Origin of the sequence: Proteiniphilum propionicum (assembly GCF_022267555.1) — a bacterium.
Classification (GTDB): domain Bacteria; phylum Bacteroidota; class Bacteroidia; order Bacteroidales; family Dysgonomonadaceae; genus Proteiniphilum; species Proteiniphilum propionicum.
This window is the reverse complement of the sequence record NZ_CP073586.1, coordinates 2,647,643-2,671,289: the sequence shown is the minus strand read 5'-3', so window position 1 is coordinate 2,671,289 and position 23,647 is coordinate 2,647,643. Positions and strand designations below refer to the sequence as shown.

The window sequence follows — 23,647 nt, the reverse complement described above, 5'->3', positions numbered from 1 at the left end:
AAGAATGTAAATACAACCAAACAATTTTGAAGTTTTTGTTATAATTTATACATTTGACAAAAAAAAGAAGATGAAACAAAAGTTACCTTTACATAAACAAGCAGAGTTATACTTACGAGACCTAATCGAACAGGATGAATATAAAGAGGGGAAGATGCTTCCTAATGAGATTGAATTGTCTGAACAATTAAAAATGTCTCGAAATACCTTAAGACAGGCTATTAATACTCTTGTGAGCGAAGGGCTTCTGATTCGTAAAAGAGGAATCGGTACTCAGGTAGCTGAAAAAAACATTGCAAGTGAAGCAACCAACTGGTTGAGTTTTTCGCAAGAGATGGAATTATTAGGTTTAGAAATTGAAAATTTCGAACTGCATATTAGTAAGCAGACACCCAGCAAAGAGGCAAGAGATTTTTTTTCAATATCAGAAAATACCAGAATATTAAAAATTGAAAGACTCAGAGGAAAGACAAATTTCCCATTTGTATATTTTTCATCTGAATTTAATCCAAAGATACCATTGAATGGATCGGAAAACTTTAACAGACCTCTCTATGAGATCTTAAGAAATGATTATGATATAATAGTAAAAACCTCTAAAGAGGAAATTAGTGCCGCACCTGCAAATGATTTTATAGCATCGAAGCTCGAAATTGAAACAGGAGATCCTATCCTGATTCGCAAGAGGGCGGTGAGTGATAAGAATGGACTACCAATTGAATATAATATCGGATGGTACAGGGCTGATTCTTTCACCTATAAGATTGAGTCCGTCAGGAATATTACAAATAATCATAATCATAATAACAATAATAAATTGTAATCCTCAATCTTTAAGGCAGCCAATGGGTACAACAAGTACACCATCCGATCGTCTGTATGCAAACTCACCACCTGTAAGTACCATCAGGAATGATGGATAACCCATTTTGTCTGTATTTACTTTCTCTTTTAGTTTTATAAGTTTTCGGCTGCTTCTTCAATTTGCTTCTGTCCCAACTTCACTTCTACTGCTACCCATCTGCCATCTCGCAGAGAAACTATTATATTTGCTTCAAAATCATACCTGTCACGATAATAAAATTCGCTACCACCATTAGCTTCAGAATAAATTCTCAAATCACGGGTGCATAGCGACTCAAATAAAAAGCCAAAAGTATTGAAATCTTTCAGGATACCAACAGGATTAGTACCCAAAACCGCTGCGGCTATAGTTGGGTCAGCTTCAACATAATTTACTGATGTATCTAATGCAATCTCTTTAGGCATAGACACTGAAGCCGGCCACTCACCTCTGCAAATTGCAAATGAAAGATCATCAATACTCAAAGAGGATGTAGATGATATGTCTAAATTACCATCAAATAACGATTTTAATGAAATTGAACCATTAGACTCTTTAGACTCTAAAAGACTCATTGGGTTTCATTAGCAATTCTTTATTACAAATTCAACAATACTTTAAAGAATAACGCTATTTTACTATTTCCCCCCTAATCATTGCCGCTCTAATCAAAAACTCCGGGATACATGATGAATCCAGCAACCACTTAGGCTTGTTATATTCATTCGTCCGCCCTGTCCAGTCGTGATATACCAACCCTGCCTGATCGACTGCATTCTCCAATGCAAAATCCAACCCTTTTATCATTGTATCAACATATTTGGAGTTTTTTGTCACATCATACAGATCATGATATCCTCTAAACAATACCAGGTTAAACCATGGCAGATCGCTTATATAAGGGATTCCTTCATCAGTGAATTTAAAGAAAACATTATAACTCCCTTCGGCTAAAAACTCGGCATCGTTCAGGTAATCCTTATCACCTGTTAATTTGTACAATGCAACTGCAGCCTGTAATAGTGTACCGGTATTGTAAGTATAGAGATCAGGAACAACCTCACCAGTAACGGTACTCAGGGAATTCCACACTACCCCTCTTACAGGATCTTTTAGATACCTGTCCATCCAGTCATAAAAATGTTTCCCGAGATCAAGATAATATCTGTCACCTGTCGCCTCATACAGCTTCAGGGCCAATACCAGAGCCTTGCCATTTGAGCATGCCGGTTTCTGGTCATCTACTCCTTCGAGCCATGGCACTGCCCCTTCAAACCTATCATTCCATCCGCTGAGAATAAAGGACATCACCTGCTTTGCCTTCTCCAGATAGTGAGGATTTTTGGTAACCATATAAGAATCGATATAATCAATCCCAACAAGTCCGTTATCATCATAATATCTGTCCACCTTCTCAAATCTAACCGGGTAAGCCTGGTAGCCGAAAGGGACCCGGCTGGTATCGTAATACTCCTCCATGGCCACAACCATCGAGTCGATATAGACCCCATACTTCTCAGGATCCATTGAACCCATGAGTACAGCTGACGAGAAGATACCGCTCATCGGCCATAAATAGGAGACCTCCTGAGCCTGCTTGTCTGAGTCATTAAAATAGGTCAGATTTGGTTTATGTTCACTTGGATAATATTCGGCAAACAAACCATATTGCGGTACCCGATAGAGGTCCCAAACAAGCTGAAACATCTCAACTGCTTTTTCTTTATAAGTGGTGTGGCCCTTTAGTTCAGAACTAAAGGCCGTCACCACCATAATTGCGACTAGTAAATTAAGCTTCTTCATTATGTTTTATACAATGATATTCTATTTGGCGTTTGCCGACTCACCTTTATACAGGGCAACAACCCCTAATGATTCAAGCGCAGCAGCCTGCATTAATAACTGCTCTGCTCTCTTGGGATCAGAACCTGTCCAGTCCTCGTAAAACAGACCATTACTGAACCTCGCGTGGGTATAACCATAATCAAGAAAATTTATAAATGTCTTGATATAGTTAGCAGCACTCGGGTAATATGGTTCAATATCAACAAATGAGCGAATCAGTTTCGTGGTAAACCATGGATCATGATTGGGGTATGCCAGAGCCAGATTACCCGCAGGACGTACAAAATAACTGTATGCACCCTGTGCCGATTCTATCGCTTCATTAAGATATTTCTGATCATTTAAAATTTCACTCAAACGGATTCCGTTAGAGATCATCACCCCCGTGTTGTAGGTCCATTTCGTTTTATTTACTACTCCTGAAACCTGTACATCGTTCCAATAACAACCATCTGCAGGGTCGCGAAGATTATTGTAAACCCAGGTGTAGAGACGCTTGGCAAAAGCAAGAACATCCGACTTCTCACTCTGATCACAAACAGTGTAATACTCAAGTAAAAAGAGTGTTGCATACCCGTTGGAGCATGTTGGCTTGTTTGAGTTTTCATTTCCTGAGATATTCTTCTCACTCTCATTCCACCATAATCCACCCCCGTGAATATTATCTTCGCCCGATTTCAAAAACTGTACAATCTGCTTTGCTTTGGCAAGATAGTTACTATTATCAGTAAGTTTATATGCCTCTACCAAGCTGATTCCTACAATTGAATTATCATCATAAAACCGCGTTCCGCCTCCTGTTGTTCCGTTTGTAGAAGAGCCATAACCTCCAATATTCACGTTACCGGCAGAGGGTCTATAATAGAGATCAAAATTGTCAACCAAGTCTGTGTATTTCACATCATAACTCAACTCGTGAAGCAGTGCCGCACCCGAAACCAGTCCGTCATACGGCCACAGATAAGATGCAATGTTGTCACCACTCTTCTTTGGATAATTCTCGTTATACAGACCGGCTGCTGCACCACTTCTAATGCCATAAAACTGATTGATCAAATCAAACAACTCCTTGGCTTTTGTGTGATATGCCACCGGCTCCACCGGCTCTTCAGGCGGTATAGGCTCCGGCGGTATATAATCTTCAATATCATCACCCGAGCATGATATTAGCATCAAGGTGATGAATATTAAAGGAAACAGTAATTTTTTCATTATATAACCTGTTTATTTTATTGAAGTTACATTAGTAAATGTATGTATCTTCAAACCATTTGCATTTGTATCAATTGTGATAGTTGCATGTGTGTAATCCAGACTACCCTTCATTTTCCAGAGGTGATCCCACTGACTCCATGGGAACTCATACAGTGAATAGAATGAGGCAGGTTCACCGCCTACGGGGCGTTCCGGGCTTACATTGTCATGTCTTCCCCAGCACACCTCCTGTCCGTTTACAACAGCAATAAAGTAGTATCTCTCTTCTGTCCAGCCCAGCCAGCCTGGAGGATTTGTTTCGGGACGCGACTGATCAATAAAGATTATATCACCTTCACCAACAAACTTACCATCACCAACATAGTCCAAAACAGCAATGTTGTTAAACGTAGCACCCCAGATACATCTTACCGAATTGCCAACAACATCGGTTTTCATAGACATTGTGCCAAAATCGACCGTCAGTCGAACCACCTGATCCGATGCCGGAGCAGCCATATTAACAGTACCCTCTTTTAATTTTGAGGTATCATCGATATAGTAGCTGAAAGAATCTCCTGATTCAGCTGATTTAAAAATCATATCACCTTCAGACAGAGTTGTATATATCTGGAAAACATCCTCTTCAACCTGACGGAAAGGAATTCCGGCCTGACCACCATTCTCTGTTGCTGAACCAAAAAGATATAGGCTTGTAGGTATGTTATCTATACCTTCGCCTCTGGTAACCTCAATGGAGGCATACTTATCAGTAGTTTTAACAACACCACCCTTTGAGGCAGTCACTGTCCATATTATTGTTCCAACCTCTTCAGGCATTATACCTGCATTTCTTGCTATCGTATTTAAAACAGCCTGACTAACAGATAAGTTTGGAAGTGCACCAAGATTACTTTTCATTCTTGCAAGAGGATTAGAAAAATCCCCTCCTGCTTTGTCAAACAATACCTCATACAACACCACACCACCATCGGCAGCCTCACCACCGCTCCAGGATAATAACACAGGAACATTTGATGTTACATCCAGCGTAACGGCAGAAGGCGAGCTCAGTTCAGCAGGAACAGAGAAGTCTGTATTCAGCTCATAATTTTCCTGGCAACATATAAATGTCAATGCAACAATAAATATTGATAATATTTTTTTCATTTTCTATACTTTTAAAGTGTTATCAATTTTACCAATTAGGGTTTTGGCTCAAATTTCGGTTTAGATCTCGCTCAGCCTGAGGTATAGGCCATAAGTAATGCTTGTTTGCATCAAATTTCCTGTTTTCAATACGAACATAACCATTATCCGTGCCCACAGACTCACCTGTCTTAAAGCCATGGCTCCATCCATTTAAAACCTCATCTGCAATTCTCCATCTGAAAATATCTTTATGTCTGTGACCTTCAAGTGCTAACTCTGAACGGCGTTCATTTCTGATTATCTCAATCAACTCCTCTTGTGAAACAGCTAATGGATATTCTACAGCTGATGAATTTGTAAAACCTGCTCTCTGACGTATCGGTTTTATAGTCATATTCCACGTTGAACCGTTAAAATTACCCAGTTCAGCAACTGCCTCCGCATGCATCAGCAATATATCTGCATAGCGGATAATAATTGGGTTTAGTCCGGAATAAAGTGATGCCCTATAAGTGTTATCCCAATATTTTTTGATATAATACCCTGTAGCAGTTACATCCGATGAAACACCATACCCATCTCTTCCTTGTCCCGGATCTGCATTAATAACAACCTCCGATCCATCTGCCAATACATATGAATTACCTGTATACATAATAGTTGCCTGCATGCGGGGATCTCTGTTCTCATAAGGATTATTTTCATCATATAAATCAGATTCATCAATAGCTTTTCCATCAAGCATGATATAACTATCAACTAACGACTGCAATGGTGATAACTGAGAATATCCTCCCATGGATGGGGGTAAAAACTCATACATAATATGGTGTTCGCGACTAGATGGTCTGTATTGTGCATCCATAATCACTTCCTGATTATACTCATTGGCAATTTCAAACAGTCCCGAATAACTTCCAAATAGTGTAAAACCACCTTCATTAATTATTACAGAAGTTATATTTCTTACCTCTGTCCAATTACCTTCAAAAAGATGGATTTTTGCCTTTAATGCCATAGCTGCCCAATGAGTTATGCGACCTTTATTGTTTGCGTCATAAGACTCTGGAAGATATTTTCCTGAAATAACCTCATCAAGGTCATTAAGTATGTTATTAACAACAGTTGCCTTATCACTCCTTTCAATGGTCATACTCTCTTCAATTGAAAGTACAGATGTTGCATAAGGAATATCACCAAACTTAGTATATAACTCATAGTAATGGTATGCGCGAATTGTTTTAACCTCACCAATATAGCGGTTTTTTAATGCAGGTTCTAAATTTGGCACACGATCAATATTCTCTAATAACTGGTTACACATACGTATACCTGTATACCGGCTATCCCATACCGACTTTACGTACGGATCTGCTGTAGAATATGAGCCATTACCAATATTCTGAGTTGCATCGTTTGGTTGCTTTGTATAAGCATTGTCGGTCATAGCTTCACTATAAAGAAGCTCCTCAATGCCGGCTAAATATGTGTAACATGTATTAAGAGCTTTAAGTGCCGCATCTTCATCCTCATCCCAGAAAGTTAAATCTGATTCCCTATCATATGGAACTGTGTCTAATTCGATGCACGAAACAGCACCAGACATTAATACAGAAAATATAAATAAAGATCTTATAATTGTTTTCATATTGATTCTTTTTAAAAATTAATATTTAAACCAAAAGAGTATGTTGAAGAGACAGGATAAGCACGTCCGCTACCGTCTGCAGTATACTCGGGGTCCCATCCTCCTTTCATTTTGGTAAATGTTAATGGATTTTGTGCACTTACAAATAATCTTATATTTTGAATCCCGATATTATTCACCAACTTTTGTGGAACAACATATCCAATCTGTGCATTCTTCAAACGTAAGTAGCTTGCATCCTGAATCCAGAAATCTGATTTGGCAGCATTATTGGCAGATTCACTTCCCATTGTAAGTCTGGGATAAGTTGCATCAAGATTTGTGGGTGTCCAGCGATCAATATGAAAATCATGTAAGGGACCTTCATTATTATTGTGAAATGCTTCTACAGACTCACCTCTCATCCATTTGCTTCTTTTTCCAACCCCTTGCCATAACATAGAGAAGTAGAAGTTTTTGAATTCAAGTCCGTATGAAAATCCAAATGTATATCTTGGAAAATCATTCCCAACAATAAATCTATCGTTATCCGGATTGATTATTCCATCACCATTTTTATCAAGGTATCTGATATCTCCCGGTTTAGGAGTGATTCCTTCCAAATGAGGCCCTTTTGCCACCTCTTCTTCATTTTTGAAGAATCCATCAGAGCGATAAGCATAATATGAGAATAGAGGATATCCCTCTTTGATTATTGTTTGAACATCATATCCTCCAATAATTTCAGTACCTCTGTTATCTATTACTTCATTAAAGCTATCTGAAATATTTCCTGAAATATTGTGAACGACATTACCTGTCATCAACCTGTAGTTCAGCGACATCTCCCAACCTTTTGTTTCAACCACGCTCGCATTTTGTATCGGTGCACCAAAACCGAACAACCCGGGAACAGGCAGATTTACCAGAATATTTTTAGTACGATTATTAAACAGGTCAAATGTGATGTTTAAATTGTTGTTAAGCAGACCAAGATCAACACCTATATTAGCCATTCTGGTAGTTTCCCACTTAATATCAGGGTTAGCAGATGAAAAATAGGCAGTCTCAACCAGATTATCTCCAAAACTAATGCTGCTTGTTGTAGAGACAGTTCTCATATACTGATAAGCTCCAATCCTGTTGTTACCTACCAACCCCCACGAACCTCTTAATTTTAATGACGGCACATAAGCAGTTACATCGTTCCAGAAATCCTCTTCAGAAATACGCCATCCAGCAGAAAATGAAGGGAATAGTCCCGATCGGTTACCTTTGGCAAAATAAGAGGAGTAGTCGTTTCTTATATTAAATTCCAATAAATATTTTTGATCATAGTTATAGGTTGCTCTTGCAAATCCTGAGTATATCGACCAATCTCCGGCAGAGCCTGAGTTTCTTATATTATCACCCGATTGTTCACCAACAAAAACATCAAACTTAGAATCTTCTGTAATTCTGCTGGTAGCAAACTGAAAATCATTAAATCCTTCATAAGCAAAACCGGCTAATCCTTCTAAGGCATGTTTTCCAATTTGAGTATTATATGATGCCATCAGGTTTGTAGTAATGTTTTTTGAACGGTAAAACTGTGCAGTTAATTTATTTTCTGCATCACCTGTACCCTCAAATGCAATTCTCTTCTCACGCATATTATTATTCCAGATACGTCCTCCAACACTACCGGTAAGTTTAAAACCAGTAAAAATATCCCATTCGGCACGTAAAGTTCCCAATAATTCATCATTAGCATTACTGCGATATCCACCATCCATAAGTCGCTGTAAACCATTGGAATTACTGCCGCTTGGATAATTATAACTCCCATCCTCCTTCATTATCGGGTAAATAGGAGGCATACGGTTTGCCTGTTCAATAATCCATTCAGTCCAATATGCATGCTCCTTAATATCATTTCTGGCAAACTGAGATGTCAAATAGAGCGTTAAATCTTTAGTAGCCTTATGACTCACATTTAAACGTGCATTGTATCGGTTATAACCATAATCGGGACCTTTGAACATACTGTTCTGGTCTAAGTATCCCAATGAGGCAAAATAGGATAACAGCTCATTGCCACCGGTCATTGATAAATTGTGTGAACTTTGAGGACTGTCTGTCTTGTATAACTCTCTTACCCAATTTACGTTAGTACCCCCGTTTCTGAAACCGGCAATATCATCGGCAGTAAATTTAGTTGTCCTGCCCGAATTTACTGCAGCTTCATTATAAAGTTCCGCATAGATCCACGAATCAGCAATTTTTGGTAAAGAAGTTGGGTTCTGAAATCCAAGCATATATTCATAATTAAATTCGGCTCGGCCTCTTTCACCTTTTTTTGTTGTTATAAGTACAACACCATTAGAAGCACGCGATCCATAAATTGCAGTAGAAGACGCATCTTTCAAAATCGATATATTTTCGATATCAGAGGGATTAAGATTAGCCATGGACCCCTCTATTCCATCAATAATTATTAGTGGGTCATTATTATTCATTGTATTTAACCCACGAATATTAATAGAAGGAGAACTTCCCGGATTTGATGATCCCTGCTGAATTATCAGTCCGGGTGTAGTACCCTGCAATGCTTCCAGAGCATTGGAGACTAATTTACCTTCTAATTCTCTTTTAGAAACTGATGATACAGCACCAGTCAGGTTCACTTTTCTTTGAACGCCATACCCCACTACAACTATATCATCAAGTGTAAAGGAATCTGCATTAAGTTCAACCCTTATAAAACTTCTTCCATCAATGGCTTCTTCCACTGTTTCATACCCGATATATGAAATAACAAGTGTAGCATTTGAAGGAGCTTCTAACGAAAAGTTACCGTCTTTATCAGTAGCAGTACCAGTTAAAAGATCCTTCACCATAACAGTAGCACCAATTACAGGCTCACCATCTGATACTACATTCCCTTTCACTTGAATCTGCTGAGCTTGTGCATACAATTGGGTACCACCAAATGTAAAAAAAACAAGAGCAAAAACGACAGCTAAATAGTGCCGACAGGTTAGTTTAGAATTTAATCGGTTACATTGTACCATAATTTTACATTTTGAATAATTATTTAAATATTAATGTTTTATCTTAGAAAATGCTCGTCGCATGTTTAATCATATACACGTCATGTATGAACATGCAAATGTATGAAAGAAAATAACACAACCAAAATATTTTGAATTATTTGTTATAATTTATAGATTTAACAAAATAAAAATAAACAATAGTTAGGTTTATATAAGATAGTCTGACTTTAAGTAATGCTTCGTTAAAACTTCATTTATAATACTGACAGTCAATAATTTATGTTAGATCTTCGGAGAGCGTCATAATTTATTGATATTCAGTGGACTATAAGAACTGTTTTAAAAAAATTACCGAAGTATTGTTTAAGGTTATGTTGGCGCTTTAATAAAAAACGGTTTAATACTACCCGTTTGGAATTGCTAACTTTACAGGAACACAAGGTTAAGCATAAAAAGCTTATTTTTGTGTGATATGAGAAAACAAAGAACACGCTTTCACAGCAGTCAGGCCTGGTTTTTCAAAGTTGCAAAAAGTAAGTACTTGTCCTTTTTTCTTTTTCACAACCAGTAAGGTTAGAGATATAGTTTTTTTATTGTAATTTTGCAAATTAGTATGCTTGGAGATTGTGGCTGCCTCTCATGCAATGTGACAGGTAGTCACGAAGTGTGCCCGGACGTTAACATGTAACCTCCGGCGCGATAGGTTTTATATTAAAAACACTATAAGAAACCAGCATTCATTGTGAGGTTGGGCAGGCATACGAACGGATTATTGAATTTGTCAAATAAAATTATACTGCAATAGATGAATTATAAACAAGAGATTATTAATAAAATTAACCAAGGCAATGAAGTAATAGGAGTTATAGGCCTTGGTTACGTAGGTCTGCCTCTAGCCGTAGGCTTTGCCGAAGCAGGAGTACATGTTATTGGATTCGATAAGAATTCACAGAAGGTTGATATGATTAACCATGGCGAGAATTACATTGGCGATATTAGAGATGCTGTACTTAGAGAGGTTGTTATAGACACTTTAACTTTAACTGCAACTACAGATTTCACAAGAATAAAGGAGTGCGATGCTGTATTAATATGTGTGCCTACTCCACTTGATAAGTTTCGTAAGCCCGATATGAGCTATATCGAAAGTGCTTGTAATGATATTGGCAAGAATATGAAACCTGGCACTTTTATCAGTTTAGAGAGTACCACATACCCAACTACAACTGAAGATTTGATGCTTCCAATTATCGAGAAGGAGTCCGGATTGAAAGAGTGTATAGATTTTTGGCTTGCCTATTCACCCGAGAGAGTGGACCCGGGTAATGTAAACTTTCACACAAAAAATACACCCAAGATTATTGGTGCGATTTCTGAGGATGGACTTGAAATTGGGATGAAGATATATTCAAAAGCAATTGATACACTTCACCCGGTGAGTTCGCCACGTATTGCCGAGATGGTAAAGATCCTGGAGAACACCTATCGTTTAGTGAACATCAGCCTTATCAATGAGCTCGCCTTACTTTCGGGTAAGATGGATATCAATATCTGGGAAGTGATAGATGCAGCCAAAACAAAGCCATTTGGATTTCAGGCTTTCTATCCCGGTCCCGGTATTGGAGGGCACTGTATTCCATTAGATCCCTTTTATTTGGAGCATATTGCTAAGAAGTACGACTTCGATTTGTCTATGATTCATGCGGCAGGACATATCAATATGCGTATGCCCCATTATATGTATATAAAGATATCAACAGCACTTAATCGTCATAAAAAGGCTGTAAACGGAAGTAAAGTACTTTTTTTGGGAGTAGCCTATAAACCAAATATTAACGACGAGAGAGAATCGCCCGCACTTGAGATTATGGATACTGTGAAACACAAAGGTGGGGAAGTACAGTATCACGATCCACATATAGATAAGGTAAAAACCCCACATGGGCATAACTTCAACTCTGTTGAACTTACAGCAGAAACTCTAAACTCTGCCGATGTTGTTGTACTCACTACAAACCACTCCACATTTGATGTTGAGTTTATTCAACAACACGCCAAGCTGATTGTTGATTTGAGGAATATGATAAAAGAGGGTGGGGAGAATGTTTATAAATTGTAGGATTAAAACTATTTTTAATGTTTTTTTATTTAACTTAGGCAATACCATGGGCATAATGGTGATTTTTTTTAATGAATAATCCTTCATGAATGAGTAATATTTCTAAAACTAAGCGTATTGCTAAAAATACAACCTTTATAACTATAAGAATGATAGTCGTAATGATTATCAACTTGTACATTGTAAGGGTTGTATTAGATGCTCTTGGTGTTGAGGATTATGGTATATTTAATGTAGTCGCTGGGGTTATTACATCACTTAGCTTTTTAAGTAATGTGCTTGCAACAAGTACACAGAGGTTTTATTCAATGGCATTAGGTGAAGATAATAACGAGCGTTTTAAAAACATATTTTCAGCTAGTATCAATATCTATATTATATTTTCAATTTTAGTATTAATAGTTGGTGAAACAATTGGATTGTGGTTTGTAAATAATCAATTAGTTATACCTGAGACAAGAATGATTGCCGTTAATTATGTTTATCAATTTTCAATATTTTCATTTATATTTTCAATACTACAAGTGCCATTTTTATCAGCAATAATTTCACATGAGGACGTTCAAATATATGCAATAATTAATATATGCGAATGGATTCTGAAATTAACATCTGCAACTTTATTATTCATTATCCCATTTGATAAATTAATTGTATATAGTGGTTCTCTCTTTATTATTCCTTTATTGGTATTATTAGCTTATTTTTTTTTTACACGACATAAGTATCTTTATTGCCATTATGTTTTATATCGTGAAATAAAACTATATAAAGAGTTACTTTCATTTTCAGGATGGTCTTTATATGGTTCAGTCGCTAGTGTTGGTATGAATCAGGTTAATACAATTCTTGTGAATCTATTCTTTGGTCCATTGGTAAACACTTCCAGAGCGATTGCTTTACAAATTAATTCTGCATTAAATTCTTTTACATCAAATGTTTTGTTACCTCTAAGACCACCTATGGTTAAATCGTACTCAGAGGGAGATTATATTTTTTTGAATAAAATATTTAATTTAAGCAATAAATTCATATATTATTTATTATTGATGATATGTGTTCCACTGATGTTTGAGATGGAAATTATTTTAAAATTGTGGCTTAATATTGATGACTTTCAAACAGTTTTATTCTCAAGGTTAATTATAATATACATGTTTATTATGTCATTGAACAATCCAATTTCAATAATAATCCAAGCCACAGGTCATGTAAAAGAATATCACACAAAAGTTGAAATATTCACGTTTTTATGTGTTCCAGCTACTTATGTTTTGTTTAAAATTGGCTATCCTGCACATACTACTTTTATTACTATGATTATAGCAGCAATTTTATCTCATATAACTAGATTGATTTGTTTAAAAAAATACTACAAACCATTTAGTTATAATGAATACATCTACTCTTTTATTTTACCAGCTATTCTAGTTACTGTTTTAACTTCAACTATTGTTTTTATTATACATAGCTACTTTTTTAATATTTTATTTCGTTTACTTTTAGTTCTATCAACATCTTTTATTAGTACTGCTATTTTTGCAATAATATTTGGCTTAACTAAAAGTGAAAAATTTTTTTTAAGAGGATTTATAATTAAGAGTAAATAATAAAATTTATAATATACCCCGTAATTTGTACCACTATCTAAGCAAATAAAAAAGCTTATATTTGTGTTATGAACAAGTCAAGAAGAAAACATTCAGCGGCCTTCAAGGGAGAGGCTGCATTAGCAGCCATCAAAGAACGGGAGACCCTATCTGAATTAAGTGCCCGTTATGGTATTAACCCCACTGTGATATCCACATGGAAAAATGTGTTTTTGAAACGTTCAGAAGAGTTATTCTCGAAGCATGGCCCCAAGAGTGAAGCTGACTTTGAGAAAGAGCGACAGGAGCTATATGCGAAAATAGGAGAACTGAAGATGCAGCGAGACTGGTTACAAAAAAATCGAAGCAGTTGGGCTTGGAATAATGGAACGACGTGACCTAGTTTCGAGAGATGATCGTTTAAGCCTACAGAGCCAATGTGATCTGCTGGAAATCAGCAAATCCGGTATTTACTATTTGCCAAAAGGAGAAAGTGATGAGAATCTTGAGATTATGAAGAAAATGGATAAGTACCATCATGATCATCCTACTTACGGAGTTCTGCAAATGCAAGACTACCTGTTTGCACTGGGTTTTATAGTGAATCACAAGCGAGTGAGTCGACTCATGCGTAAGGCCCGAATAATAGCTCAATATCCAAAGCGGAATTTGAGTAAGTTGGGACTGGCCTGGTATATTTATCCATATCTGCTTCGTAATCTCAATATTGACCACCCAAACCAGGTCTGGGAGATTGACATAACGTATATACCCATGGACAAGGGCTTCATGTATTTAACGTCAATCATAGACGTGTACAGTCGTTTTATTGTTGGCTGGGGCCTTCATAACAGCCTGCATGGAGAAAACGTGCTTGAAGTACTTGAGGCAGCAATGCAAGAGCATGGTGTGCCTGAGATCATCAACTCAGATCAGGGAAGTCAGTTTACCAGCCCAGCATGGGTAAACAAGCTTAATGAACTTGGAATCAGCATCAGCATGGATGGCCGTGGCAGAGCAACGGACAACATCTATATCGAACGGTTTTGGAGGACATTGAAACAAGATCATGTTTATCCGTTCCCGGCGGAAAACGGTACCACTCTTTGGAAAGGGATCAGGGGGTTTATGAATCATTACAACAAGGAGAAAACCCACCAGGGAGTCGGAAGACGAACGCCGGAAAGTATGTTCCTGTTAAGCGCATGATTTTTTTATTTGTAAACAAAGGTACATGTACCAAATGAGACATCAAGCTAAATCCCTGACGGGTTTTTGAAAAAATACTACTCTTTCAAGAGTGGAGATTTTTCCAAAAAAGCTTGACTTACTCATTTGTTTCAAGAAAGGTTGGTTTACAAATGAAAAAAAACAGAAAGTATAAAAAAATGAGAGAATTATTTTAGTTAAAAACCCTGCTTAGACGGTACAGAGAATAGGGAGTATTAAAATTTTATATATGAGTAATACTTATTTAGTAATTAACATAATAATATGGTTTATAACTTTATTGTTATATTTCAAGATTAAAAGGAATATTGATTCGGGTTTTGTCATATTGGCGTCTTTTTTTATATACTCTATTTCTTCATTAATTGCTTTTAATTCCACTCAAATATATAATGAATTGAAAATATTTCCTTTCATTTATTTATATTTGATGATAGTGCTTTTTATTTACCCAGTATTAAAAAATTACAACAGTAGAAATATAATTATTGAAAAACCAAACAAAAAACTGTTTTATTCAATTGCAATATTATATATGACTTCATCAATATTGTTTTTTATTTTTAAAATCAATGGTATATATGAAGGGATTTTAAATATTATTTCTAATCCTTCGGCAGGTGCAGATATATATAGAGATACAATGGACAATAGTTATGACGTTGGTGATGGAATAATTACGAATGTTTTCGCAATTATTTCAAATATATTCTCAGATATTGGTATTCTTTTATTTTTTTATTATTTAACATTAAAGAACAAGAATAAATATATATTGATTGGACTTTCATTTTCTATAATTGCTAGTATATTCGCTCCAATCGCACAGTCTCAAAGAGGACCTGCTGTTGACAGATTGCTCACAGTAATAATAGCATATTTTACTTTAAAAGATTTCATTCCTTATACAATTAAAAAGAGAATCAAAACTATCAGTCTTGTAGTAGTTGTAATTTTCACGATACCAATCGCAGCAATTACAATAAGTCGTTTCGAGCATAGAGAAGGAGGAGCAAAAGGTTCTGTCTTTTTATATACAGGAATGCAAAATTTAAATTTCAATAACTATGCTTTTGATAATGGAGGATTAAGATATGGAGATAGAACATTTCCCTTATTTAAAAGAATATTAGGATATGAAGATGTTCCTTTTAATTTTTGGGAAAGAAGATATAAATATCCAAATTTAAAAATCAATGATGAGGTTTTTATAGGATTTGTTGGCGATTTTGTGCTTGATTTCGGTCCTTGGGTTGCGGCTATAATTTTCATTGTTTTTTCAATAAATACTAATCACAAAACAAGAATAAGAAATAAGACTCTACAATTTCATCAATTAATCCTTCTATATTTTGTTATGTGTGTAAGTATACAAGGTGGAATTAAATTATTTTCATTCTCAGACACAGGTGGAAATTTGAAACTAATTGCTTTTTTACTTGTATATATATTATTCAAATTTGACTATATATACTCCAGGCAGATTAAGAATTACAATTAAAAAAAATGATTGAAAAAATGGAATATCCTTTATTTACTGTTATAATACCTCAAAAAAATAGGGAAGAATTTATTGCACATACATTGAAAACATGTATGATACAAGATTACCCGAACTTTGAGATAATTGTATCAGACGATTGTAGTGAAGATAACTCAGTCGGAGTTATCAAAGAACTAGCTAAAATTGATTCTCGTATAAAATTATTTGCTCATCAAAAGCATCTTGGAATGCGAGAGAATTTTGAATTTGCTCTTCATCAAGTCAAATCAGGATATGTAATTTCATTGGGGGGTGATGATGGACTTGTCCCTGGTTCTATATGGAAAATGTATAATATTCTAACATTTACTAAAAAAGAATTGTTAACGTGGCCTCATGCTCGTTTTAGTTATCCAATAAAAAAGAATGGTAATAATATTTTTTATATAAAAAGGAAGAAGAATAAAGGGGTTAAAATTATTGACTCAACTCACTTCTTAAATAAATTGACAGAGAACTTTTTGTATCAGATTGATGAATGTCCTATGATATATATTAAAGGTGTTGCTTCAATTGAAATTATAAATAAAGTAAAATCAAGAACTCCTGATAATTGTTTTTATTCATGTCCCACTCCCGATGGGTTTTCAGGTATTGTATTAGCAGGTGAAGTAGAGAATTATGCTTACACTAATGAGCCCTTGTCTATAGGGGGGAACTCTATTAAGTCTCAAGGAGCAAATTATCGCAGAACAGATAAAAACTCTAAAATAGAAGCTCTTCAATTCTTTAATGATAATATTCAAAGGACAATGCATAAAGATCTTGCTTCACAACCATACTCACCATTAGAACCTTTGATGACAGCAGATTATTTGTTAACCGCTAGAGATTTACCTGGATGGCCAGGAAAGTTTAAACCTTTTTCTTTCGAAGCTTTAATACGTGCTTCTTTTCGATTTTTAGAGAAAAGCAATTATGAGAATGAAGTATTAATCAGAGAATTGAAAATTATAAGAAATATTGCAATCCAACACGAACTTGTGGATTTGTTTGAAAATTTAATGAAGTCTACAAAAAGAAAAGTTATAAGAGCTGAAAATGTTTACGGTTTTGCAATAACTAATTCTATTAGGTTTGATGGTAAAGAATTGGGAATTGAGAATATATATGACGCTTCACTTGCTACTAACTTTGTTTATAATTTCTACAATAAATTTTCAATTAAGATGTTAGTCAATCTTATTAAAAACACATATAAGATTATAAGAAGAACAAAAAGATATGATATTGAACAACTACCACAAATTGATAATTAAATAAAATTCTATGTCTAAATACAAAGATAAAACCCTTTTAATAACCGGAGGTACTGGTTCTTTTGGTAATGCAGTACTAAATAGATTTTTAGATACTCCTAATTTTAAGGAAATTAGAATATTCAGTCGTGACGAAAAAAAACAAGATGATATGCGTCATGCATTACAAAATCCTAAAGTAAAGTTTTATATAGGGGACGTTCGCGATAAACGTTCTGTTGATGGAGCAATGGATGGGGTTGATTATTTATTTCATGCTGCAGCACTTAAACAGGTTCCTTCGTGTGAGTTTTTTCCTATGCAAGCTGTACGTACTAATGTTATAGGTACTGAAAATGTTTTGGATTCGGCAGTTGAGCATGGTGTTAAGAATGTTGTTGTGCTCAGCACAGATAAAGCTGCTTATCCAATTAATGCAATGGGTATTAGTAAAGCTATGATGGAGAAAGTGGCAATTGCCAAAGGCAGACAGCTTGGAGTGGAAGCAAAGACTACAATTTGTTGTACTCGTTATGGCAATGTAATGGGAAGCCGTGGTTCTGTTATTCCTTTATGGATTGATCAAATTAAAGAGGGTAAGGATATTACTATTACCGATCCTGGAATGACTCGTTACATGATGACTCTGGAGGATGCAGTAGATTTAGTTTTGTATGCATTCGAAAATGGTGTTAATGGTGATTTGTTTGTTCAAAAAGCACCTGCTGCAACATTATCGGTATTAGCTAATGCTTTAAAAGAACTTCTTAAAGCGAATAATGAAGTTAAAACAATTGGTACAAGGCATGGTGAAAAGCTATACGAGACTTTAGTTACAAGGGAAGAAATGGCAAAGTCTATTGATATGGGTAATTATTACAGAATTCCTTGTGATGCTCGTGATTTGAATTACGATAAATACTTTATTGAGGGTGAGGAGAAGATTTCTGCTTTTGAAGATTATCACTCTCATAATACTCATAGATTATCGTTAGATGAAATGATGAAGCTATTACTGAAATTGGATGTCATAAAAGAAAATATTCCTGGATGAAAAAAGTATTAGTTTTAGGTGCCACTGGTATGGCTGGTCATTTAATCACTCTTTATTTTAAGGAAAAGGGTTATGATGCTACTGGTTTCTGTCGAAGAGAGGTGAATGAGTTTAATGCTATCATTGGTGATGCATTAGATACTCAGTCTCTTAAGAAAGCTATCTTAGATGGTAATTACGATGTAATTATAAACTGTATTGGTATATTAAACCAGGATGCAGAGAATAATAAGTCGATTGCTGTTTCATTAAATAGTCACTTACCTCATTTCATTGCGGATATAACTAAAGATAGTTCAACAAAGTTGATACAGATGAGTACCGATTGCGTATTTGCAGGTAATACAGGACCCTATTTTGAGGACAGCTTACCTGATGGTGCTATGTTTTATGACAGGTCTAAAGCTTTGGGAGAAATTGATGACAATAAAAACTTAACTTTTAGAAATTCAATTATTGGACCTGATTGGAATGAAAATGGAATAGGCCTTTTTCATTGGTTTATGAAGCAACAAGGAGTTGTTAATGGATTCACTGGTGCAATTTGGACAGGAGTAACAACTCTCACTTTAGCTAAAGCTATGGAACAGTCTATAGAACAAGATTTAACAGGACTGTATAATTTGGTAAATAACGAAAGTATAAGCAAATATGATTTACTTTTGTTATTTAATAAACACTTCAGGAATGATTCTATTACAGTAAATGCTCACGATTCATTAAAATTGGATAAATCATTAAGGAAAAAGAGAACGGATTTCAATTTCATAGTGCCATCTTACGAGCAAATGATTGTAGAAATGAAAGAATGGATTGATAATCATAAAGAAATTTACCCTTCATATTACTTTAACGCTTAATTTAAATGGATAAAATAAAATTAATGACTTTAGTGGGTACACGCCCAGAAATAATTAAACTATCTGAAGTCATAAAAAAATGTGATACTTACTTCAATCATATTTTAGTTCATACTGGACAGAACTATGATTATAAATTAAACGAAATCTTTTTCAAAGATTTAGGTTTAAGAAATCCAGATCATTACTTAGGAGTTGTTGGAGAAGATTTGGGTGAAACAATTGGTAATGTAATAGCCAAATCATATAAGATAATGCAGGAAGAGAAGCCTGATGCGATTCTGATTTTAGGTGATACAAATTCTGCACTTGCCGCTATAAGTGCTAAGAGACTAAAGATTTCTATTTTTCATATGGAAGCTGGCAACAGGTGTTTTGATGAAAATTTGCCTGAAGAAATTAACAGACGGATTGTTGATCATATCTCTGATATTAATTTACCTTATACTGAACATGCTCGCAGGTATCTTTTCTCTGAAGGAGTGAAAAAGGAATCGATTTTTGTGACTGGTTCTCCAATGGCAGAAGTTATTTCTGTAAATAAAGAAAAAATTGAATCTAATAACGTTCTAGATGAATTAAAGATAGAAAAGGGTAAATACATCTTACTTTCTGCACATAGAGAAGAGAATATTGATAATGAAACAAACTTCTCTGAACTGATGAATGCTGTGAATGCAATGGCTGTGAAATATAACCTTCCTGTTATTTATAGCATGCATCCCAGGAGTAAAAAATATATTACACAACGAAATTTTAAATTCAATGAACTAATAAGACCACTAGAGCCTTTTGGTTTTTCGGATTATATATCATTACAAAAGAATGCTTTGTGTGTTGTTTCTGACAGTGGAACATTAGCCGAGGAGTCTGCACTATTGAATTTTCCGTCGGTATCTATCAGAACTTCCACAGAAAGACCAGAGGTTTTGGATAAAGGAAGTTTTATAATTGGTTCAATTTCTGAGAAATCACTATTACAAGCCGTGGATATGGCTGTTATGATGTCTGCTAATAATGAAGAGAGTGTAGTTGCTACTGACTATGTAGATACTAATGTTTCTATTAAAGTTGTGAAAATCATTCAAAGCTATATAGACATAATTAATAGAAAAGTTTGGGGCAAACTCTTATGAGAAAATCTTAATAACAAAATGATTTTACTATGATCATTCAAAAATTGAGTCCCCTCCTAAAACCTCATTTTTCAAAAACATGAAAAATCGAGATATTTCGGACGGGGAGCGTTTAGAAAAATTCTTATTGCTAAATTTACATTATTTTTAAAATATATCCATTTATTAATGGAAGAAACGAGTCCCTTTTGACTCGAAAGCGATCTTTTACTTGTTTGCATCACGTGTTTCAGTATTCTCCTGAAGTTTATCCACGTCGCCCGGGAGTGCGCCCATAGCCTGTTGGCGGCAATCTCGCGGTAGCGTGTCTTGCCGTTATTACAGTTGAAACCGAGCTGGAAGATGGAAGCCTCAACATTGTTTCGCTTCCATTTCTCCTTGATGGGAACGTCCCCCAGCTTTTTCCTGAGCATGGACGTGCGGACGTTTTCAGGCGTGAAGTAATAATATTTCCCGTCTCCCGTCTTAATACGCAACTTTTTCAATGGCTCACCGGGGCGTAGGGAGTGCCGTTATCGGATGAATAAAGAACCTTGAAAATATCCTCGTTTACACGCGCCACGACGTGCTCGCGGAAGATATTATGCCAGGAGTCATTTTTCAAGTAATCTTTCAACGAGGAGCCTCGTAGCATTCCGGAAGGGGATGAAAACATGTCTAGTTGTGGGTTCTTTCCGGACTCTTTAAACATTATTTGCAAGCTTTAAGTTTTGCTCCAAGTTGCTGAAATATATACTGATATGCAAACAATTAAGGTGCTGTTTTTCAGCGCAGTTTTGAAATATTAATCATCACTTCCGAATGGTCAGGAATTTTCATGAAAAAACGCCAGGGACTTTTCGGAGTGGACTCAAAATTGATTAAAAAATCAAATAGTTTAAAATGAAAGTACTTATTATATTGGAAGCTGGCATACCAAGTTATAGAAATTTTTTATTTGAAAGATTAACACTGGAGAAACAGATAACTGAATTGTTAATATTACATACAGGTAAGATATATAATGGACAAGGTAACTATAAAAGTCGAAAGCTTAAATTTATAGGAACCAATAAGTTGGGATTACATATTGGAATATGGGAATATATATTTAAATATGATGTGGTTATTTCATCATATAACCTTAGAATAATTACTTGTTGGTTACCAGTTTTTTTTAAAAAGAAATTTATTTTTTGGGGAAAAGGTCTAGGCAATAACGAAAGTAGTTTTGTTAAACTATTGCGACAGATTACAGCTAATAAAGCCAGAAAAATTTTACTGTACAATGAAGCCAAAAAGAATGAATTTTTAGCTAAGATTAAAATTGATGAAAGTAAATTAATTGCTTACACAAATACTATTCACATTTCAAATCATGGGTTTGATGCGAATAATGGAAAAGAATATTTACTTTATTTTGGTAGAATTCAAAAACGCAAAGGCTTAATAGAATTGATATATCAATATAATGATTACTTGAGGAAAATTGATAAAGCTAAACTTTTTAAACTAAGATTTGTCGGTAATGGTGAATATATTGGAGATTTAAAGAAAATTGTTAGTGAATTAAATTTAAAACATTTGATAGAATTTTATCCTGGAGTATTTGATGATATTTCAATAAAAAAACATTTCGCAAATGCAGTTGCTTATGTATCACCTTACAATGTTGGTTTAGGAGTCGTGAATAGTTTAGCATATGGTGTGCCAATTATAACTTGTAAAGAACCACAAGCAGGTCCTGAATTCTACTATTTGAATGAAAAAAATTCTTTTGTTGTAAACGATATAAGTGAATTAAGTGATATATTTCAATATTTGTCAAATAACAATAATCAAGAACTATTCTCTAATAGCTATAATTATTTTACTAATCATTTAGATAGCAATATAATGTATGAAAATTTCATTAATACGATAATTAAAGTTGGGAATGAATAAAATAGAACGTTTTGTGTATGACCTTGTTAAGTCAAACCCCAAGATAAAAAAACTGATTAGAAATATTTACCAGAGTGTTTTTGATTTAATGCCACGTAAAAAGAATTATACGGTTAATCCTATTATCTTAAAAGAGGGCTTTTTTTATGGATTTCATGAGATACAACCGTTCTCTGAAGATAACACAAAAATATTAGCAAATAAATTAAGATATAATGAGGTACGTATGCCCCGAAAAGATGACTTCATAGATGTGGGGTATATTAATTTTGATGGCAATGCTCTAGGAGATTTTGTAAAATTAGGCGAAACAAATGCATGGAATTTTCATAAAGGGTGTAGGTTACAATGGATCAATAATGATGAAGTAATTTATAACTGTACTTCTAACGACAATATGACTTCTAAGATTGTTAATATTCATTCAGGCGATGAAAATATAATTCCTTTTCCAATTGATACTGTAAGTCCCGATGGTAAATATGCTACATCCTTTAGTTATGAAAGACTCGAAAAGCATATGCCTGGTTATGGATATTGCCATAAAGATGATTATTCATACATTGATGAAAAGTCGTCAAACGATACAGGTCTTTTTATAGTTGATTTGCATACCAAAGAAAGAAAACTAATTGTGAGTTTAGATGAACTTGCAAATTCCACAGCTTCCTTTGAAGCCAGTAATGTGTCAGATCATTATGTAACGCATTCGGAATTTTCACACGATTCAAAATTAATTTCATTTCTACACCGATGGACGGGTGAATATAAGGGTAAACGTTTTACAGAATTAATGATTTATAATCTTGAGACAGGAAAACTGATTTGCATACCTACCACAGGTCATATGACATCTCATTATGATTGGAATCATAAACGAGAAATAATAGCATATTGCAATTATAAAGATCAAGATGCACATGTGTTACTAAAGATTGATGATATTAATGAAAGTAAATTTGTTGCCTATCCTAGTCTTAATTCTGATGGGCATCAATCATTTATAAATGATAGTAGTTTTGTGACTGATACTTATCCGGATAAGTGGCGAATGGCCAAATTATATAAAGTAAATATTAATGACAATAGTGTGAAATTGATATCCTCTGTTTATTCCCCAAAGAAATTTCAATCTACCACAAAAAAAGGCCATGTAGCATGTGATTTACATCCAATTGTTTCTAAAGATGGTAGTTATGTATGTTTTGATACTGTGCATACAGGTAAAAGGTCTTTAGCTATTATGAAATTAAATTAA

20 protein-coding genes are annotated in these 23,647 nt (G+C 34.9%); 12 read left to right on the top strand and 8 right to left on the bottom strand.

Features of this window, described 5'->3' with window-relative positions; genetic code table 11:
* Nucleotides 1–70: 70 nt before the first annotated feature.
* Nucleotides 71–823, top strand: a complete 753-nt coding sequence (locus KDN43_RS10935) for a GntR family transcriptional regulator (protein WP_238866123.1) — start codon at nt 71–73, stop codon at nt 821–823.
* A 134-nt stretch (nt 824–957) separates the two neighbouring features.
* On the opposite strand, the gene KDN43_RS10930 is transcribed toward KDN43_RS10935, so the two are convergent.
* Genes KDN43_RS10930 through KDN43_RS10905 form a run of 6 tightly spaced genes read right to left on the bottom strand, consistent with a single transcriptional unit; the run spans nt 958 to nt 9,715 of the window.
* Entirely contained in the window at nt 958–1,419 is a 462-nt protein-coding gene (locus KDN43_RS10930) for a DUF4143 domain-containing protein (RefSeq protein WP_238866122.1), read from the bottom strand.
* Between the two features lie 55 nt (nt 1,420–1,474).
* Nucleotides 1,475–2,617, bottom strand: a complete 1,143-nt coding sequence (locus tag KDN43_RS10925; RefSeq protein ID WP_238869451.1) for a glycoside hydrolase family 76 protein — start codon at nt 2,615–2,617, stop codon at nt 1,475–1,477.
* 51 nt (nt 2,618–2,668) lie between these two features.
* Nucleotides 2,669–3,901, bottom strand: coding sequence for a glycoside hydrolase family 76 protein (locus KDN43_RS10920; protein ID WP_238866121.1), 1,233 nt, complete (start codon nt 3,899–3,901; stop codon nt 2,669–2,671).
* A gap of 12 nt (nt 3,902–3,913) precedes the next feature.
* Nucleotides 3,914–5,053, bottom strand: a complete 1,140-nt coding sequence (locus KDN43_RS10915; RefSeq protein ID WP_238866120.1) for a SusE domain-containing protein — start codon at nt 5,051–5,053, stop codon at nt 3,914–3,916.
* Nucleotides 5,054–5,081: 28 nt separating this feature from the next.
* On the bottom strand, nt 5,082–6,683 hold the full coding sequence (locus tag KDN43_RS10910) for a RagB/SusD family nutrient uptake outer membrane protein (RefSeq protein ID WP_238866119.1): 1,602 nt from the start codon (nt 6,681–6,683) through the stop codon (nt 5,082–5,084).
* Nucleotides 6,684–6,694: 11 nt separating this feature from the next.
* On the bottom strand, nt 6,695–9,715 hold the full coding sequence (locus KDN43_RS10905; RefSeq protein ID WP_238866118.1) for a SusC/RagA family TonB-linked outer membrane protein: 3,021 nt from the start codon (nt 9,713–9,715) through the stop codon (nt 6,695–6,697).
* A 787-nt stretch (nt 9,716–10,502) separates the two neighbouring features.
* On the opposite strand from KDN43_RS10905, the gene KDN43_RS10900 reads away from it, so the two are divergent.
* The 9 genes from KDN43_RS10900 (at nt 10,503) to wecB (ending at nt 20,466) form a co-directional block, all read left to right on the top strand.
* Entirely contained in the window at nt 10,503–11,816 is a 1,314-nt protein-coding gene (locus KDN43_RS10900; protein ID WP_238866117.1) for a nucleotide sugar dehydrogenase, read from the top strand.
* A gap of 89 nt (nt 11,817–11,905) precedes the next feature.
* Nucleotides 11,906–13,426: an MATE family efflux transporter gene (locus KDN43_RS10895; protein ID WP_238866115.1), complete on the top strand. Its 1,521-nt coding sequence runs from the start codon at nt 11,906–11,908 to the stop codon at nt 13,424–13,426.
* Nucleotides 13,427–13,494: 68 nt separating this feature from the next.
* Nucleotides 13,495–13,803, top strand: a complete 309-nt coding sequence (locus KDN43_RS10890; RefSeq protein WP_238866113.1) for a transposase — start codon at nt 13,495–13,497, stop codon at nt 13,801–13,803.
* Nucleotides 13,790–14,614: an IS3 family transposase gene (locus KDN43_RS10885; protein WP_238866111.1), complete on the top strand. Its 825-nt coding sequence runs from the start codon at nt 13,790–13,792 to the stop codon at nt 14,612–14,614. The genes KDN43_RS10890 and KDN43_RS10885 overlap by 14 nt, the downstream gene beginning before the upstream one ends.
* A gap of 250 nt (nt 14,615–14,864) precedes the next feature.
* Complete coding sequence (locus KDN43_RS10880) at nt 14,865–16,136, top strand: O-antigen polymerase (RefSeq protein WP_238866109.1); 1,272 nt, start codon at nt 14,865–14,867, stop codon at nt 16,134–16,136.
* Between the two features lie 5 nt (nt 16,137–16,141).
* A complete protein-coding gene (locus KDN43_RS10875; protein WP_238866107.1) occupies nt 16,142–17,437 on the top strand; it encodes a glycosyltransferase family 2 protein in 1,296 nt (431 codons plus the stop codon).
* Between the two features lie 10 nt (nt 17,438–17,447).
* Entirely contained in the window at nt 17,448–18,470 is a 1,023-nt protein-coding gene (locus tag KDN43_RS10870) for a polysaccharide biosynthesis protein (RefSeq protein ID WP_238866106.1), read from the top strand.
* The gene (locus KDN43_RS10865) at nt 18,467–19,330 is read left to right on the top strand and encodes an SDR family oxidoreductase (RefSeq protein WP_238866104.1); all 864 of its coding nucleotides are present in this window, start codon (nt 18,467–18,469) and stop codon (nt 19,328–19,330) included. Before KDN43_RS10870 ends, KDN43_RS10865 begins: the two co-directional genes overlap by 4 nt.
* Nucleotides 19,331–19,335: 5 nt before the next feature.
* A complete protein-coding gene (gene wecB, locus KDN43_RS10860) occupies nt 19,336–20,466 on the top strand; it encodes a non-hydrolyzing UDP-N-acetylglucosamine 2-epimerase (protein ID WP_238866102.1) in 1,131 nt (376 codons plus the stop codon).
* A 71-nt stretch (nt 20,467–20,537) separates the two neighbouring features.
* On the opposite strand, the gene KDN43_RS10855 is transcribed toward wecB, so the two are convergent.
* Both KDN43_RS10855 and KDN43_RS10850 read right to left on the bottom strand, forming a co-directional pair.
* Nucleotides 20,538–20,942: a hypothetical protein gene (locus KDN43_RS10855; RefSeq protein WP_238866101.1), complete on the bottom strand. Its 405-nt coding sequence runs from the start codon at nt 20,940–20,942 to the stop codon at nt 20,538–20,540.
* Between the two features lie 5 nt (nt 20,943–20,947).
* Nucleotides 20,948–21,157 carry a hypothetical protein gene (locus KDN43_RS10850; RefSeq protein ID WP_238866099.1) on the bottom strand — a complete coding sequence of 70 codons (210 nt, stop codon included), beginning with the start codon at nt 21,155–21,157 and terminating at the stop codon, nt 20,948–20,950.
* A gap of 191 nt (nt 21,158–21,348) precedes the next feature.
* On the opposite strand from KDN43_RS10850, the gene KDN43_RS10845 reads away from it, so the two are divergent.
* Together KDN43_RS10845 and KDN43_RS10840 are read left to right on the top strand one after the other, a co-directional pair.
* On the top strand, nt 21,349–22,389 hold the full coding sequence (locus tag KDN43_RS10845) for a glycosyltransferase (RefSeq protein ID WP_238866098.1): 1,041 nt from the start codon (nt 21,349–21,351) through the stop codon (nt 22,387–22,389).
* The gene (locus KDN43_RS10840) at nt 22,382–23,647 is read left to right on the top strand and encodes a hypothetical protein (protein ID WP_238866097.1); all 1,266 of its coding nucleotides are present in this window, start codon (nt 22,382–22,384) and stop codon (nt 23,645–23,647) included. Before KDN43_RS10845 ends, KDN43_RS10840 begins: the two co-directional genes overlap by 8 nt.

Coding starts and splice junctions, on each gene's coding strand:
- KDN43_RS10840 (WP_238866097.1), top strand. CDS start 22,382: ATGAATAAAATAGAACGTTTTGTGTATGACCTTGTTAAGTCAAACCCC.
- KDN43_RS10920 (WP_238866121.1), bottom strand. CDS start 3,901: ATGAAAAAATTACTGTTTCCTTTAATATTCATCACCTTGATGCTAATA.
- KDN43_RS10885 (WP_238866111.1), top strand. CDS start 13,790: ATGGAACGACGTGACCTAGTTTCGAGAGATGATCGTTTAAGCCTACAG.
- KDN43_RS10925 (WP_238869451.1), bottom strand. CDS start 2,617: ATGGTGGTGACGGCCTTTAGTTCTGAACTAAAGGGCCACACCACTTAT.
- KDN43_RS10915 (WP_238866120.1), bottom strand. CDS start 5,053: ATGAAAAAAATATTATCAATATTTATTGTTGCATTGACATTTATATGT.
- KDN43_RS10890 (WP_238866113.1), top strand. CDS start 13,495: ATGAACAAGTCAAGAAGAAAACATTCAGCGGCCTTCAAGGGAGAGGCT.
- wecB (WP_238866102.1), top strand. CDS start 19,336: ATGGATAAAATAAAATTAATGACTTTAGTGGGTACACGCCCAGAAATA.
- KDN43_RS10865 (WP_238866104.1), top strand. CDS start 18,467: ATGAAAAAAGTATTAGTTTTAGGTGCCACTGGTATGGCTGGTCATTTA.
- KDN43_RS10905 (WP_238866118.1), bottom strand. CDS start 9,715: ATGGTACAATGTAACCGATTAAATTCTAAACTAACCTGTCGGCACTAT.
- KDN43_RS10900 (WP_238866117.1), top strand. CDS start 10,503: ATGAATTATAAACAAGAGATTATTAATAAAATTAACCAAGGCAATGAA.
- KDN43_RS10935 (WP_238866123.1), top strand. CDS start 71: ATGAAACAAAAGTTACCTTTACATAAACAAGCAGAGTTATACTTACGA.
- KDN43_RS10880 (WP_238866109.1), top strand. CDS start 14,865: ATGAGTAATACTTATTTAGTAATTAACATAATAATATGGTTTATAACT.
- KDN43_RS10875 (WP_238866107.1), top strand. CDS start 16,142: ATGATTGAAAAAATGGAATATCCTTTATTTACTGTTATAATACCTCAA.
- KDN43_RS10895 (WP_238866115.1), top strand. CDS start 11,906: ATGAGTAATATTTCTAAAACTAAGCGTATTGCTAAAAATACAACCTTT.
- KDN43_RS10850 (WP_238866099.1), bottom strand. CDS start 21,157: ATGTTTAAAGAGTCCGGAAAGAACCCACAACTAGACATGTTTTCATCC.
- KDN43_RS10845 (WP_238866098.1), top strand. CDS start 21,349: ATGAAAGTACTTATTATATTGGAAGCTGGCATACCAAGTTATAGAAAT.
- KDN43_RS10930 (WP_238866122.1), bottom strand. CDS start 1,419: ATGAGTCTTTTAGAGTCTAAAGAGTCTAATGGTTCAATTTCATTAAAA.
- KDN43_RS10910 (WP_238866119.1), bottom strand. CDS start 6,683: ATGAAAACAATTATAAGATCTTTATTTATATTTTCTGTATTAATGTCT.
- KDN43_RS10870 (WP_238866106.1), top strand. CDS start 17,448: ATGTCTAAATACAAAGATAAAACCCTTTTAATAACCGGAGGTACTGGT.